The 15,853-nt window shown below is 42.4% G+C and carries 11 protein-coding genes; 4 read left to right on the forward strand and 7 right to left on the reverse strand.

All coding sequences use genetic code 11. The features are described 5' to 3' along the window. Positions 1 to 307: 307 nt before the first annotated feature. The 5 genes from B2575_RS04310 to B2575_RS04330 form a co-directional block, all read right to left on the reverse strand. Positions 308 to 703, reverse strand: a complete 396-nt coding sequence (locus B2575_RS04310) for a hypothetical protein (RefSeq protein ID WP_045455374.1) — start codon at positions 701 to 703, stop codon at positions 308 to 310. Positions 704 to 1,001: 298 nt separating this feature from the next. Next, a complete protein-coding gene (locus tag B2575_RS04315) occupies positions 1,002 to 1,742 on the reverse strand; it encodes a type 1 glutamine amidotransferase (protein WP_045455371.1) in 741 nt (246 codons plus the stop codon). Between the two features lie 91 nt (positions 1,743 to 1,833). Then, complete coding sequence (gene glyA, locus B2575_RS04320; RefSeq protein WP_109592392.1) at positions 1,834 to 3,090, reverse strand: serine hydroxymethyltransferase; 1,257 nt, start codon at positions 3,088 to 3,090, stop codon at positions 1,834 to 1,836. A 458-nt stretch (positions 3,091 to 3,548) separates the two neighbouring features. Continuing rightward, on the reverse strand, positions 3,549 to 4,052 hold the full coding sequence (locus B2575_RS04325) for a chorismate--pyruvate lyase family protein (protein WP_296240317.1): 504 nt from the start codon (positions 4,050 to 4,052) through the stop codon (positions 3,549 to 3,551). Between the two features lie 65 nt (positions 4,053 to 4,117). Further along, positions 4,118 to 5,500 (reverse strand): GNAT family N-acetyltransferase, encoded by a 1,383-nt coding sequence (locus tag B2575_RS04330; RefSeq protein WP_296240319.1) that lies wholly within the window; start codon positions 5,498 to 5,500, stop codon positions 4,118 to 4,120. A gap of 734 nt (positions 5,501 to 6,234) precedes the next feature. Here B2575_RS04330 and B2575_RS04335 point away from each other — a divergent pair. Continuing rightward, positions 6,235 to 8,454 carry an NADP-dependent isocitrate dehydrogenase gene (locus B2575_RS04335; protein ID WP_109592386.1) on the forward strand — a complete coding sequence of 740 codons (2,220 nt, stop codon included), beginning with the start codon at positions 6,235 to 6,237 and terminating at the stop codon, positions 8,452 to 8,454. A gap of 325 nt (positions 8,455 to 8,779) precedes the next feature. Here B2575_RS04335 and icd read toward each other — a convergent pair whose 3' ends face one another. Next, a complete protein-coding gene (gene icd / locus B2575_RS04340; protein WP_296240320.1) occupies positions 8,780 to 10,039 on the reverse strand; it encodes an NADP-dependent isocitrate dehydrogenase in 1,260 nt (419 codons plus the stop codon). A 445-nt stretch (positions 10,040 to 10,484) separates the two neighbouring features. Between icd and B2575_RS04345 the strand changes: the two genes are divergently transcribed. Together B2575_RS04345 and copM are read left to right on the forward strand one after the other, a co-directional pair. After that, positions 10,485 to 11,111 carry a pseudouridine synthase gene (locus tag B2575_RS04345; protein WP_250163653.1) on the forward strand — a complete coding sequence of 209 codons (627 nt, stop codon included), beginning with the start codon at positions 10,485 to 10,487 and terminating at the stop codon, positions 11,109 to 11,111. A 265-nt stretch (positions 11,112 to 11,376) separates the two neighbouring features. Beyond that, positions 11,377 to 12,192: a CopM family metallochaperone gene (gene copM / locus B2575_RS04350; RefSeq protein WP_296240321.1), complete on the forward strand. Its 816-nt coding sequence runs from the start codon at positions 11,377 to 11,379 to the stop codon at positions 12,190 to 12,192. A gap of 289 nt (positions 12,193 to 12,481) precedes the next feature. Here the strand turns inward: copM and B2575_RS04355 are convergent, their stop codons facing one another. Further along, positions 12,482 to 14,401: a M61 family metallopeptidase gene (locus B2575_RS04355; RefSeq protein WP_422662637.1), complete on the reverse strand. Its 1,920-nt coding sequence runs from the start codon at positions 14,399 to 14,401 to the stop codon at positions 12,482 to 12,484. Positions 14,402 to 14,656: 255 nt separating this feature from the next. Here B2575_RS04355 and B2575_RS04360 point away from each other — a divergent pair, with 255 nt between their 5' ends. Beyond that, complete coding sequence (locus B2575_RS04360; protein ID WP_045443514.1) at positions 14,657 to 15,142, forward strand: FKBP-type peptidyl-prolyl cis-trans isomerase; 486 nt, start codon at positions 14,657 to 14,659, stop codon at positions 15,140 to 15,142. Positions 15,143 to 15,853 lie beyond the last annotated feature (711 nt).

Genomic DNA, 15,853 nt, shown 5'->3' on the forward strand with positions numbered 1-15,853 from the left:
GGCTCTAAAATATATAACCAAGCCATCGATGATGCTGAGCCTTGGTTATATGAGAGGTTTATGGGCATATTAGAAGACAGTCATGCGCTGAAGAAGGATTAGTTTGCGTTGCGTCAAAACATTGTCATTTCACAAAAAATGAAAGCTAGATTAAAACATAAGCTCAACCCAAATCTCAAAAACTACTACCAATTTTAATCACAAAAAAAACTGCCTAGTAAATGCTAAGCAGTTTTTCACATCAAACTAAGACGCTCAAATTTTAAAATACTTCAATTAACAAATACTTAAAGCAAATTTTTATATACTAAAGCGTAAACCCAATCACATTGAGCTTGTTCTCTTCTGCAAACTCAAATAACTTATGAACATGATTTAAATTCTCAAGAAATGTATTCAAACCTTCTTGGCTCTCTGCTTCGTAGTAACCGATGTCGTGTACCAATTTTTTTAAATCTGTCGCGGCAAACGCTCTGATAATCTTAGGTACGACTGCCATATCATATAATAGCCCGTCATGCTGATCATGCAGAGGCGTGCTGTTGTCTGTCAAAAATAACAGATAGCACAAGGCGTAATACCCCTCTCCCAACAGCTCAATCAATTCTTCCGTATAGTGTTCAACAGATGCTTGTTTCACATCCAAGTATTGGTTATCGCGATTTTCTCTTAGCTCATCAAGTGTAATACTACCATTGAACATACTTGCTAAATTTTCCTCACGAACACTACAAAAAAAAATGACATAGATGTAGAAATAGGCATCGTATTCTCCTTATCTGTTATTAAAAATAAGAACCACCTAGCAGAAGCTAAATGGTTCTTTCTTCAGTTCAATGAGATTGAATAAAAGATAGGTCGCAGGTTAAGTAATCAATAGCGAGTATTATGTAAGTTAAGTAAAACCCACAGTCTTGACTGGTTTGCTCATCTGTCATTTTAGCGCTTTTCTTTATACTGAATTTTCACCTGCTACAGATTATTAATCGCGTTTCACTGAATTATCTAGCTAGTTTATCTAGCATGGTCGAGAGCCATGCATTGTTATCTGCAATATACGTGTCCCCTAGTGCTAGGATCTCATCAGCCGCTTGCACAGAGTCAGGATGATCAATCATCGCTTCTTGTATATACGTCTGTCCATGCGACACCATATCTACCATACTCTTGTTAGTCACTTCAAAATGACATTGCCAACCAAGCACCCACGTACCTAATTCTTTATGCTTTGATGTTTGATAAACAAAACCTTGATTGGCCCAAGTATGTGACGTTGCTATTGGCATCGCGCCTTTGGGACACTCAAAACCATCGCCATGCCAATGAAATACAGTGAATTCATTCTTTGGCAAATCTGCTAGCAGCGGATGCGCAAGCCCCTGTTCGGTCAATTGAATGGGCAGCCAGCCAACCTCTTTTATGCCTGATGGCGCAACTTTCGCCCCCAAGCTATCTGCAATCAGTTGTGCACCCAAGCAAACACCAATCACGGTTTTTCCGTCATTAATACTTTGCTGAATGAAAGATTTTTCATCAGCTAGCCACTGAAAGTCACTTTCATCATGAATGCTCATTGGTCCACCCATAACGACTAACCAATCAAAACTGTCTTGCGCGGGTAATGGTTCATTTTTATAAAAACGTGTGACCGTAATACTATGGTCTCGATTATCTGCCCACTGCTTGATATGGCTGAGCTCTTCAAAATCAACATGGTAAAGAGCATGAATTCGTAGCATCATCAAATTATCCTTTTATTAAAAAAATAAAAAACCGCCTAGCAAAAGCTAAGCGGTTTCTGTTATACAGCTCTCAAAAAGAGTCAGTTAAGACTTACTGATTTTTTTCGTAAACCGGTAACTCTTTGCAGATCGCTTCTACTTTACCGCGTACTTCAGTAGCGACGGCTTCATCACCGCGACTATCTAGTACATCACAAATCCAACCTGCCAAATCACCCGCTTGCGCTTCGTTGAAGCCGCGAGTAGTGATTGCTGGTGTACCGATACGAATACCAGAAGTCACGAACGGAGATTTTGGATCATTTGGTACAGCGTTTTTATTCACAGTAATATGCGCATCGCCAAGCCATTTGTCTGCTTCTTTACCTGTCATTTCTTGCTTAACGAGGCTGATCAGCATGAGATGATTTTCAGTACCACCAGAGATGATTTCATAGCCACGGTCTTGAACCACTTTTGCCATCGCTTTAGCGTTTTTGACCACTTGCTGCTGATAAGTAGAAAAGTTAGCTTCTAACGCTTCTTTAAAGCAAACCGCTTTTGCCGCGATGACATGCATCAACGGACCGCCTTGGTTACCTGGGAATACGGCAGAATTCAGCTTTTTAGCAAGTACTTCATCACGTGCCAAAATCATACCTGAACGTGGGCCACGTAGGGTTTTGTGCGTAGTCGTCGTAACCACATCAGCGAACGGTACTGGGTTTGGATAAACACCACCAGCAACTAGACCAGCAACGTGCGCCATATCTACTAGCAAATAAGCACCAACTTCATCGGCGATTTCACGGAAACGTGCCCAATCGACTACTTGTGAATACGCTGAAAAACCAGCAATAATCATTTTAGGCTTATGCTCTTTTGCCAAACTTTCAACTTGGTCATAATCGATAAGACCAGTGCCTTCGACCAAGCCGTACTGTACAGCATTGTAGTTAAGACCTGAAAAGTTAATGTGCGCGCCGTGAGTCAAGTGACCACCTGCGTCTAAGCTCATGCCTAGTACGGTGTCATTTGCTTCAAGTAACGCTAAAAATACGGCAGAGTTTGCTTGGCTACCAGAATGTGGCTGGACGTTGACGTACTCAGCACCGAACAACTCTTTTGCACGATCAATCGCCAATTGCTCTACAACGTCTACATGCTCACAACCACCATAGTAACGCTTGCCAGGATAGCCTTCAGCGTATTTGTTGGTTAGATCTGTACCTTGCGCTTCCATCACTGCTTGCGAGCAGTAGTTTTCAGACGCAATCAATTCGATATGGTTTTCTTGACGAACGCTTTCTGCAGCCATCGCTTCAGCAAGTACTGGATCAAAATCTTTGATAGAAATATCTTTAAACATAGTGATGTCCTAGGTAGTGACTGTCATTGAAAAATGTCGTTGAAAAGAAGCTTATAGGCTGCCCACAATAAAACAATTACTGTGTCAACGTCGCTCAAAGTACCAGCGGTACTTTTACGCTCAGTTTTATGGTATGACCATTATTGTGAATTGAGTCTATTAGCAAAGGTAAGTAGGAGTAAGCAGAGGCAATAGGCCTGTCATTAACTTGTCCAATTCGGCAATAAACTCGATACGCGTTGGCATCAAAATCATCGCTAAACATTAAGTGTAACATGAAAATTTGTACGGTGAGCGCAAAAAAACCTCACTGTAAGCTGAGTGAATTAAATGGTGATATAACGCAGATAAATAGCCAATAAAATAAATGGTTTACCGCTATCATATTGCTCCTACCCTGTTGTTGGTCAGCAGATTAGTAGAGACATTTATCTATTGACTGGCTACTTAATGGATATTTAACTGTCAGTAGCGACAAATGCTGGCAAAAAAGTTTCGCTGATCAGCAACTGGCGACCATACCAATCATAACGTGTTTGCCGTTGCCAACCCTCACTTGTCTGCTGGATAAAACGCTGATTGGGCAAAGTCCGACTGCGTTTAAATAACACATAACCGATGGGTGTGCCTTTGAGCTGCTGTAGACGGCGGGCGTGACCTTTGAGACTGGGTAACGGAAAGATACTTTGCGCGGCCACCCACGGATGCTCGTCATTACCATATAGTTGCGCTTCACGCACCCATGCTAGCATGGGACGATTTAGCATGGCACCTGTGACATTCAATTGTTTTTTTTGTGCCAATGACAGCAATCGGTAGCCCTCAAAGCTACGCTCCACGCGCAAGGGCTGCCCTGCTTTCACTTCCAACACCGCCGTGAGAGAGCCTGCGACATTGAGCCACGAGAGTAGCTCACTAGGAGGAGACAAATGGGTAAGACAAATAAAAGGAGTACTGGACATAGTTAACGGCTAATAGTGACATAATAATAAAAAAGAAAGCGAGCGTTAGGCGTATTAAGCAAAGCCTATTGAGTGGTATCAAAGGCTGGCATATTATCCGCATTAAAGGGCAATGCCTCAAACGCTTGCTGACGATACTGCGCCATATGCTCACGGTCTTGGGCGCAAAAATTGGCGATAGCTGGCACAAAACGTGGGTCATAAATACGGTGGATAGAGTGTGTCGTCGTTGGAATAAAACCACGAACCAGCTTATGCTCGCCTTGCGTACCCGGATCAAAATACTTAAGCCCTTGCTCGACGGCAAATTCAATACCTTGATAATAACACAGCTCAAAGTGTAAGCTGTCGTACTCACCCAGTGCCCCCCAATAGCGACCATAAAGAGTGGCATTTTCGCTATGGCGATCATCGTATAAAAACAAGCTACTGGCTATAATTTCACCAGAGGCATCTAACGCTTGTGCGAGCATTAAGTGCTCAGACATAGTCGCTGCCAGTGCCATAAAAAAATCTATCGTCAAATAAGGCTGTTGTCCACGTACTGCATAGGTCATCACATAACAATGATAAAAGGCTTTCCAGTCCTCGTCAGTAATAGCATCACCGCATTTACGTTGGCAGCTGATGCCTTGCTCAGCAACCTTACGACGCTCAGCACGGATGGTTTTGCGTTTTTTGGCTTTTAGCGTCGCTAAGAATGCTTCAAAATCAGCAAACGGTTGGCAGTCTTGTAGCAAGTCTTTATTTTGCCATAAGAACTGGCAGCCTTGACGTTCCAGTATAGGCATGTCAATTGCGGTTGATTCTAAACCATTATCTTGAGCGGCTAGCAAATGCGCTATATCAATATCAGTAGGCATAGATGCCGTCGCAATCTTTGCCAGCTCAGGCGTAATAAATAATCCATGCCAGCTTGAGGCACCTACTTGCTGAGCAATATCATCGACGCCTGCGATAGCTGTCTTTATAATGTCGGTGGTTAACGTCTCACCTTTTGCCAACCAAAGCCGCTGACCCGTAATCGGTGTATAGGGCACGCTAGTAACCAGCCTTGGATAATAATCCACCCCATAACGCGCATAGGCTTCTGCCCATGAATGGTCAAACACAAACTCGCCACGATGATGACCTTTGAGGAATACTGGCAACACCGCCACAGGATGCGCGACTGTTTGCGCAGCTTCGTTAATCGCAGAATGATTTTCACTATGGTTTTCACTATGGTTTTCACTATGATCAGCGTGGTCTATCGAGCTGCCGCTTTGACTATCTGCGACACGATGTACCAACACAAATATCGGCAACCAGCCTGCCTGCTCACCAATCGCGCCAGTGTCAGCTAACGCTTGCCAAAAAGCAAACGACATAAAAGGGGTATCGGGGGTTTGCCAGTCTGTTTGACTCTGCCAGCTGGTGTCATTGAGTAATGCATATTGTAAACTCATAATACTCACTATTTATTTTTATATGGGCGTAGTTTTTTATACCTTGTTTCGTATATGACTAGCCTAGCAAAATTCTACTCAAACTCTGTCACAATTATGCTCTCATAATTGTCAGATATTACGAATAAAATAGGTAACAATGCACTCTCGATAATAAAAGCTACCCCAGTAAAGTCACCTCTAAAAACATAGATAATTTGGTTTGTCAGCTCATGTCTGACAGAAGAGTAAGAATCACTTAGTCACGATTCATATCTATGATATGACTGGCAGTTTTTTGAATAATGATTGTATTATTCATCGTTTTATGATGAATATTAGCAGGCAGTGTTTGTATAGAAAGGATGAAATTTTTATCGATGACTGGTAGAATAAGGCTCTTAACAGCTTAATGTAATTAAGACATATTAGAAACAACCGAAAACACTACACTTAGTTCATTATGCGATATTGACATCGTATCAGATTTATAATCAGTTAACTATGATGTAGCGTCCGCACTCTATTTTTAAGTCATTCATATGAGCAGGTCGTTCAGACAAGACAGTCAAACTGCCGCTTAACGAAGAAAAATTCTAAGCAGACTCGATGGTCTCCAAGAAACTGGCTACAAAAAGCTCGCGACACATTATTTAGTATCGTTGCATGATCCATTATTACATCAGAGCTGCATGGAATTATTAACTTATATTTGAGCCTTATTATTAATTACAACTAAAAGGAATGCCCAACTAATGTCTAAAATTATTTATACAAAAACTGACGAAGCACCAGCGCTAGCAACCTTATCATTTTTGCCAATTGTAAAAGCCTTTACTCAAACAGCAGGTATCGAAGTTGAAACCAGCGATATCTCTGTTGCTGCCCGTGTGTTGGCTGAGTTTCCAGAGTACTTAACGGAAGAGCAGCGCGTTCCTGATAATCTGGCTGAGCTGGGTCGTCTGACTCAAGATCCAGACACCAATATCATTAAACTGCCTAATATCAGTGCTTCTGTTGGACAGCTAAAAGCTTGTATCAAAGAATTACAAAGCAAAGGCTACGCTATCCCTGATTTTCCAGATGATCCTAAGACAGAAGAAGAAGAAGAGATCCGTAAGCGTTACGGCAAAAGCTTGGGCAGTTCTGTCAACCCAGTATTGCGTGAAGGCAACTCAGATCGCCGTGCACCAAAAGCGGTTAAAAACTATGCACGCAAGCATCCACACTCTATGGGTGAATGGAAGCAATGGTCACAGACCCACGTATCGCACATGCACAGTGGCGATTTCTATGCTGGTGAGCAATCTATCACTTTGGATAAAGCACGTAGCGTACGTATGGAGCGTGTCGCTGAAGATGGCACTATTCATGTCTTCAAAACAGGCATTGCCTTGCTGGACAAAGAAGTCATCGACTTGATGTTTATGAGCAAAAAATCATTACTTGAGTTTTATGAGCGTGAAATGGAAGATTGCCGTGAAGCTGGTATCTTGTTTTCACTGCACGTAAAAGCCACTATGATGAAAGTATCGCATCCTATCGTGTTTGGTCATGCGGTCAAAACTTATTATAAAGATGCCTTTAATAAGCATGGCGCTTTCTTTGACGAGCTAGGTATCAACGTCAACAACGGCATGGCAAGTTTGTACGAAAAAATCGCTGAGCTACCTGCCAGTAAGCGTGAAGAAATCGAACGCGATTTACATGCTTGCCAAGTGCATCGTCCACGCCTAGCGATGGTTGATTCATCAAAAGGTATCACCAACTTCCATTCACCAAGTGATGTGATTGTTGATGCGTCTATGCCAGCGATGATTCGTTCAGGCGGTAAAATGTGGGGCGCTGATGGCAAAATGTATGACTGTAAAGCGGTCATGCCTGAGTCTACTTTTGCTCGTATCTATCAAGAAATGATTAACTTCTGTAAATGGCATGGCAATTTTGATCCAACGACGATGGGTACGGTTCCTAACGTTGGTTTGATGGCGCAAAAAGCCGAAGAGTATGGCTCTCATGACAAGACTTTTGAGGCGAGTGGTTCAGGATTGGCTCGTATTGTCGATGAAGATACTGATGAGGTATTGCTTGAGCAGCAGGTTGAAAATGGCGACATCTGGCGCATGTGTCAGGTTAAAGATGAGCCTATCCAAGATTGGGTAAAACTTGCCGTACGCCGTGCCCGTGAATCAGATACACCAGTTATCTTTTGGCTAGACCCTTATCGCCCACATGAGAACGAGTTGATCAAAAAAGTTCAAACTTACTTAAAAGATCATGATACTACAGGCCTGCATATTGAAATCATGTCACAGGTTCGTGCGATGCGTTATACGCTAGAGCGCGTTGCCCGTGGTCTGGATACTATCTCTGCAACTGGTAATATTTTACGTGATTACTTGACTGACTTGTTCCCAATTTTAGAATTAGGAACCAGTGCGAAAATGTTGTCAGTCGTACCATTAATGAAAGGCGGCGGTTTGTTTGAAACGGGCGCTGGTGGTTCTGCACCTAAACACGTTCAACAGCTACTAGAAGAAAACCATTTACGTTGGGATTCATTGGGTGAGTTCTTAGCCTTGACCGTCTCTTTGGAGCATTTGGCCAGTCACGATAACAATGCTAAAGCGCAAATCTTGGCGGATACATTGGACACGGCGACAGAGAAACTGTTGTTAAACAACAAAGGTCCATCACGTAAAACAGGTGAAATCGATAACCGTGGTAGTCATTTCTATCTGGCGATGTACTGGGCACAAGAGCTTGCAGCACAAGATAAAGATGCTGATCTAAAAGCAAAATTTGCACCGCTGGCAGAAAAACTTGAGAGCAACGAAGCTGCTATCGTCAAAGAGCTAAATGAAGCTCAAGGCAAGCCTGTAGACTTGAAAGGTTACTACTTGGCAGACGAAGCATTGGCTGAACAAGCGATGCGTCCAAGCACGCTATTCAATGCAGCAATCGCCTCATTGTAATTGAGTTGTGTGCTCATACAGCAGATAATTGGGCTTAATTTTCTTTACTTATAAAGACTTTTGAACCCAGTTAAGCAAAATAAAAACACCGCTTAGGTCTCAGACTTAAGCGGTGTTTTTTATGCTTGAACATAAGACAGTACGTTTAAAACGTTACTTTTAAAATACCACTTATAAACAGCAAAAAACTGCCAATAAAAAAGCCACCTACATAACTGTAGGTGGCTTTTTGACATTGATAAGTTCAACGATACTTTTGTGAATATTGATACTTTTATCAATAGTATAAAATTCTGATAACTGCTGACTCAGCTCTATATACTTTTTAAACATCCATGTGCTTGATAACCGCTTTACCAAACTCAGAAGTACTGAGCAAGATAGCATCTGGCATGAGGCGCTCAAAGTCATAAGTGACCGTTTTATTAGCAATCGCACCTTGGATACCACTGATAATGAGATCAGCGGCTTCTGTCCAGCCCATGTCTCGTAACATCATCTCAGCCGATAAAATCAATGAGCCAGGATTTACTTTATTCTGACCCGCATATTTAGGTGCTGTGCCATGAGTTGCCTCATAAACCGCAATTGCACCGCCTTTGTTAGCGCCCGGTGCGATACCAATACCGCCCACCTCGGCTGCTAGGGCATCTGAGATATAATCACCGTTTAAGTTTAGCGTCGCAACGACTGAATAATCCTCAGGACGCATCAAGATTTGCTGCAAAAAGGCATCAGCAATAACATCCTTGATAATAATATCATTGCCTGTTTTTGGATTTTTCATTGTCATCCAAGGACCACCATCTAATAATTCTGCATCGAAGCGTTCTGCTGCCAGCTCATAGCCCCATTCCTTAAATGCGCCTTCGGTATACTTCATAATATTGCCTTTGTGCACTAAAGTCACACTGGGCAAATCATTATCGATAGCATGTTGAATGGCTTTACGCACCAGACGCTGCGAACCTTCTTTGGATACTGGCTTGATGCCAATACCGCAATCATCATCGAAGCGGATCTTCGTAACGCCCATCTCTTCTTTTAAGAATTTGATGATTTTCTTAGCATCCTCACTGCCCGCTTTCCATTCGATACCTGCATAGATATCTTCTGAGTTTTCACGGAAAATGACCATATCTGTCAGCTCAGGATGCTGAACAGGACTTGGTACACCTTCAAACCAACGAACTGGGCGCTGACACACATAGAGGTCAAGCTCTTGACGTACCGCCACATTCAATGAGCGAAAACCACCGCCAACTGGCGTGGTCAATGGGCCTTTGATACTGATAACATAGTCTTTTAAAATCTCTAGCGTCTCGCTTGGCAGATAGTCACCATCATATATTTTAGCGGCTTTTTCGCCAAGATAAGCCTCCATCCAAATGATGGACTGTTTGCCATGATAAGCTTTTTCCACTGCCGCATTGACCACTTTTATCATGACAGGCGTGATATCGATCCCGATGCCATCGCCTTCAACGAACGGGATGATAGGATGATTGGGTACATTTAGCGACAGATCAGCGTTCACGGTAATTTTTTCGCCGTCTCTTGGGACGATAACCTTCTCATAAGACATGGATAAAACTCCTTGGTTGTATGTTAGATATCGCAAGCATCCTTAGCACTCTGTTATGCTAGCCACTCTATTATGATTATTTATACCGCTTTAAACACGGATTGGCCAAACTAAAAACTCTGAGCAATAGGTAAGTTGCGATATGCTGATAAATGATTTAAAAAATCAATAAGTAAAATAGTGATGCACTGAATAATCATTTATTGACTTAACGATACTGTAAAAATCCCTTTAGTAAAATAGCATCCACACAGACTGTTATAATAACGCGCAAAATAACAAAGATATTTTATATAAAATCAACAAATTTGCAGCTTATAGCGTTGATTTAAAAAAACAACGTTTTATTAGGGTGTGTCCTCGTTTTAAAAATCGTAAATTGAGGACACGCCCTACCCTCAAAATATGCACAAAATAATGATTCAAATTTAGGAAATCCCAAACCATGTCAACCTCTAGTCTGATTTTATTCAACAAACCTTATGGGGTGCAAAGTCAATTTCGTGATGACAGCAACAATGATCACACCACCCTATCACAGTATTTTACCGATAAGTCTTTACGGATTGCTGGTAGGCTTGATGCCACCTCAGAGGGCTTGCTGATTTTAACGAGTGATGGTCGAGTCAATAAAGCCATTACCCAGCCACCTTCTGCTGCTAATTTTGCAAAAAACCGTCATAAGCAAGGCAAAACTTACTTGGTGCAAGTTGAAGGTACAGCAACGCCAGCGCAGTTGAATGAGCTTGCCTCTGGCGTACATTTAAAAGATGGCAAGACACTACCTGCGACGGCTCTCATGGTAGAAGAGACAAACTTACCCATTGATTTATGGCAACGTGAGCCGCCTATTCGTGAGCGTAAGAATATACCGACTTCATGGCTCATGCTGACGATTTATGAAGGTAAGAATCGCCAAGTCAGACGTATGACAGCGCAGGTTGGACTGCCATGCCTGCGTTTGATACGCTGGTCAGTGGCAGGGTTTGAATTGGGTGATTTAGCCGTTGGTGAGTTTGTGCGCATTCATCTCACTAGCGAACGCTGTCAGCAATTAGGCATTCTCGATTAATTATTACTATCAATCTACTGGTATCTCATTGCTGATTGCTCGTGACTGGCATCTGCTTATTAGGGCATATCCTTATTTCTATCAGCTTTTTTAAATAAGAACACGTCTTAGTCATTGGCTTTGATAGCAATTAAACCCAATTACGACTTGCTAAACATCGCGTCTCGAACGAGCAAGGTTTATCTGCTAAGCTTCAGAACACCATTATTTAGGTATCATAAGTCTCATCCACTTATCATTTGATTTTTTATTATAGGGATATGTTATGTTTGCTTCTCGTCGTTGGATCTTGTTGGCCACTAGCGTTTCTACAGCGCTTATACTGAGCGCCTGTCAGCCGACAAAAGACAACGATGACACAGATTCTAATGCAGCGACCCCACCTGTGACTGATATCGTCGATGCTCCAAATGACATTGACGCTGACAACGAACTAGTAGCTGGCGAAAACAGCGCAGAAGAGAGCCAAATGACTGACATACTCAGAGACTATACAAGGTCGATGACTAGAATGCATGATGAGATGATAATCGGTATGGGTTATAACGATCCTGATACAGCCTTTGCTAAAGCGATGCTTGGACACCACCGCGGTGCCGTAGAAATGGCAAAAATTCAGCTGAAATATGGTACTGACGAAGAGATGCGTCAATTGGCACAAGAGATTATCGCCGCTCAGCAAGTTGAAATCGATATTTTGAATAAATGGCTTGCTAGCCACCCTGATACAGCCAAACCTAAACCCAATACTGAAGCGATGCAACAAGCATATGCGAGGAGCATGGATGTCTTAAATGGCGACATGGTGTTGGGTATCGCTGATCCTGTCCCCGACATGGCATTTGCACGCGCTATGCTACCGCATCATATCGGCGCGGTAGAGATGGCAAAGATTCAGCTAACCTATGGCACTGACGAAGAGATGCGTCAATTGGCACAAGATATCATCGATGGTCAGCAGACTGAGATTGCGCATATGCAACAATGGATTGTAGACGCTAATGCAGATAACAAGGCTAAAGAGACACAGGGCACAAGTGAAGCGGATAATCATCAGCAATCTGAGCAAGCTGCTTCTTAGGTGCTGAATTACTAAACGCTGACTTAGCTGTTAATTTTTAATAAACCTTAAAAGACTGCCAGTCATTACACAAAGCCCCTGCCAAATAATATTATTTGGCAGGGGCTTTAATTTTTAATAAATTATTGACCAGAATAGTGAGAACAAGTACATTCACATTAATACATTTAGCAATGTATTTAACTTTGATAACGCTCTATAGCGTTAAGCCATGCTTGCCAGCCTGCATCGACTGGAGAAGAGTTATCACTGACTTCTGACGATTGATTTGCTTGTGCCAAGTGCAAGCTCACTTTATGCGGAGATGCTTTGTCAATGGCTTCATTAGCCGCTTTAGGNNATCACGGCGAAACAGATGACACTCAATGTCACGCTCCATATTACTCAGCAACGCCAATTGTTTACTGTCAGCTTTGATACCGTCAAGCGCCACAATGACATCATTCGCTGAAATACCCGCTCTAGCAGCGACACTAGCACGTGTCACGCGATTGACTTTGAGTCCAGCAGGTGTTTCAGTACAGCGCATGCCCCAAGGCACATGCTTGTCAGCCGTCTCTTTGCTATTGCTATGCATGTTAATGCCGTTTGCCGCCAGCAGCGCTTCAATTGGCAACTCTTCAACACCATTGACATAACGATACTCAAAGTCTTCCCAATCCTCTATGGGCATGAACTGCCCAATGACTGTACCCATATCAGCACTATTGATGCCAATGCGTTTATTGTCGTTTTGCTTTGCTTGAGTATAAAAAGCCTTGACCACATCAAACAGACGATAGCGACCATTGCTCTTTTGGAGCAGTGTTAAATCTAAGCATAACGCCACCAATGCACCTTTGTTGTAATAACTGATACCAGCATTGCCTGTATTTTCATCGTTACGGTATAGCTTAATCCACGCATCAAAGCTCGATTCTGCAACGCTTTGATACGCGCGACCCGCGGTTTGATAGTAACGATTAATTTGCTCAGCCAGTAGCTTGAGATAGCTTGGCTTATCAATCACGCCCGACGCTTGTAACATAAAGTCATCGATATACGAAGTAAAGCCCTCAAATACCCATAGCAGTGGTGTAAATGCCTCGCGGCGCAAATCGACATCCAACATAACATCTGGGCGTACCGTTTTGACCCACCACGAATGAAAATACTCATGGCTGCATAAGCCCAAAAATCGCTGATAATCGGTGCTTGGTATTTTTGGCTCATCAAGAGTTGGTAAGTCTCGGCGCGGCGTAATGAGACTGGTCGAATTGATATGCTCAAGTCCACCATAATCCTGACCACTGGCAAAGGTCATAAACGTATAATCATTAAATGGCGCATCACCCAACCAATCTAAATAGCACTGACAGATCTGAGTGACATCCTGCTGTAGCCTGCCCATATTGGCACTGTGCTTACCTGAGAGGTAAAAACGATGATGTAGCGTCTGATGCGTACTGTCTTGAATAATAAAGTCAAACTTATCTTGTTCTGCAATCTCAAAAGGGTAATCAATAAGGTCGTGATAACTGCCTGCTTGTAGTCCATAGCTATGCTGCCCATCAAGGCGTAGATGAGTAGACTCTAACCCACATGCCAATAGCAGCCGACTCTCGTCTTTACCTGCTAAAAATGCTGCAGGCACTGCCAAACTGACTTGTACAGCTCGATGCTCCTGCCCTTCTACAGCCAATGCCAGTGAGGTGAAATTCCCATACAAACGTTGCTGATCGACATAGGCAGTACGTACCGATAAATCATAGCAGTAGACTTCATAGTGGACACCGATGGCTTGCCCTGCCTTGGCTTTTGGTAATTGCCACGTGTTTTTATCTATTTTGTGCGCGCGATAAACCTTAGGATGAGTATCATCATCTCTGATTTGGCTGTCTAACACCTGATAATGCACCGCGGTAATGTTGCGCGCAAACTCACGCATCAGATAACTGCCTGGTATCCACGCTGGCATCCAAAGTTGAGGCGCATCATTTACTGCCGTAAAATTGAGCGACACATCAACCAAGTGCTCAGAAAAACGCTCGAAATTGAGTCGATAATTGATATCAGCTTTTGCTTTATGGTGATCGCTGATTGTATTAGCATCTGATAGCTGACTACCTGAATTATTGGCAAATGAAGTCATTGTCTTTTTATCCTTATTTATATCATTATGGTAAAAGCCATTGTCCAAAAACGCAACTGGCAAACCCCGAATATCCATTTACGGTCTTAAAACCACAAAAAACTGTGTTTATTTTCATAAAAAATGCCATTTATCAGTATAAAATAGCATTTTTTATTGTTTCTACCTTGAAAGTTATATGAGCCATCTCAATTAAAGATGCTAACTGCTAAAGTTACTTTAATAAACTGATGATAATTGACTAATGACGTGGCTATTTGGCTTGCTGATTGGATTTTTTAGGTTTATTGCAACCGTATTTAATTTTTTACATAGATATATTTAGGATAACTTATGACTATTATTGCAAAAGACACTGCCGTCAAATTCAATTACACACTAAAAGACGACGAAGGCAACATTCTTGACCAATCACCAGAAGGTCAACCACTTGCGTATTTGCATGGCCACAGCAACATCATTCCAGGCCTTGAGCAACAGCTAGAAGGTAAATCTGCTGGCGAACAAGTTAATGCTGTTGTTGAACCTGCTGATGGCTACGGCGAATATCAAGAGCAAGCGGTACAACATGTACCACGTGATAACTTCCAAGGCGTTGAAGATATCCAGCCGGGTATGCAGTTTCAGTCAGAAGCTGGCGGACAAGTAATGCTAGTTACCGTTACTGAAGTAAATGACAAAGAAGTGACCGTTGATGCAAACCATCCATTGGCTGGTAAGCGTTTGACGTTTGATGTTGAAATCCAAGAAGTGCGTGCAGCGACTGAAGATGAACTAAACCATGGTCATGTCCATGGCGCTGGTGGCGTTGAGCACTAATCTCTTCTAGAGTATAGTGAGATGTTAAATGGTAGTCTTTATTAAGACCATTATTTAGTCAAAAAAGGTCAGCGGCTTTGTCTACTGACCTTTTTTTATGGCTATTATTTATCACAATCACCTTTTTAAAATATGAGCCTCTTAGGCTTACATTAAGCAACCTGACAGGCTTACAAACTATTCAATGCTACTGAGTTATCTATTAGCTAGTTAGTCGTGTTTCTCAATTAATATATAGCAGACGTAACAAAGCCGCATAACGACAAGCGTTATGCGGCTTTTATCACTAACCATCCATGTTATCGTTACATGATACCTAATCCCGGAGTATCCTATAACTGACAGGCATCCAGCCTTATCATCCTTAATCAGCAAACCACCTATCCCTGATGCGACCTTTGAGATACCAATCCCTAGTATCAATGAACCTTTTCGTTCAATCGTGCCGTACAGTTATAATCGCAGATTGCCTCATGGTTAGTAAGAGGTATAAACGTCAATCCATGTAAGCATATGCTTACGTGGATTTTAATCACAGCCTTTTTGGCTGACAATACTGACCGTTTATAGCTTCTCTTCAGGGCTTAACAATGCTTTAGGTTCAGCGCTTAGCATAATATAGGCCGCTTCATTGATGAACGCTTCGTCTTCAGGTAACTCTGGGCGCTCCTTGGCTTTCATGCGGCTGCGCTCTTCAAATTTTGCATCCAT

The sequence above is a fragment of the Psychrobacter sp. UBA6739 genome, from assembly GCF_002453835.1.
Lineage (GTDB): Bacteria > Pseudomonadota > Gammaproteobacteria > Pseudomonadales > Moraxellaceae > Psychrobacter > Psychrobacter immobilis_A.

Excerpts from the sequence above, each read along its gene's own strand:
- B2575_RS04360 (WP_045443514.1), top strand. The coding sequence starts at position 14,657 with ATGACTATTATTGCAAAAGACACTGCCGTCAAATTCAATTACACACTA.
- copM (WP_296240321.1), top strand. The coding sequence starts at position 11,377 with ATGTTTGCTTCTCGTCGTTGGATCTTGTTGGCCACTAGCGTTTCTACA.
- B2575_RS04315 (WP_045455371.1), bottom strand. The coding sequence starts at position 1,742 with ATGATGCTACGAATTCATGCTCTTTACCATGTTGATTTTGAAGAGCTC.
- glyA (WP_109592392.1), bottom strand. The coding sequence starts at position 3,090 with ATGTTTAAAGATATTTCTATCAAAGATTTTGATCCAGTACTTGCTGAA.
- B2575_RS04335 (WP_109592386.1), top strand. The coding sequence starts at position 6,235 with ATGTCTAAAATTATTTATACAAAAACTGACGAAGCACCAGCGCTAGCA.
- icd (WP_296240320.1), bottom strand. The coding sequence starts at position 10,039 with ATGTCTTATGAGAAGGTTATCGTCCCAAGAGACGGCGAAAAAATTACC.
- B2575_RS04345 (WP_250163653.1), top strand. The coding sequence starts at position 10,485 with ATGTCAACCTCTAGTCTGATTTTATTCAACAAACCTTATGGGGTGCAA.
- B2575_RS04325 (WP_296240317.1), bottom strand. The coding sequence starts at position 4,052 with ATGTCCAGTACTCCTTTTATTTGTCTTACCCATTTGTCTCCTCCTAGT.
- B2575_RS04310 (WP_045455374.1), bottom strand. The coding sequence starts at position 703 with ATGTTCAATGGTAGTATTACACTTGATGAGCTAAGAGAAAATCGCGAT.
- B2575_RS04330 (WP_296240319.1), bottom strand. The coding sequence starts at position 5,500 with ATGAGTTTACAATATGCATTACTCAATGACACCAGCTGGCAGAGTCAA.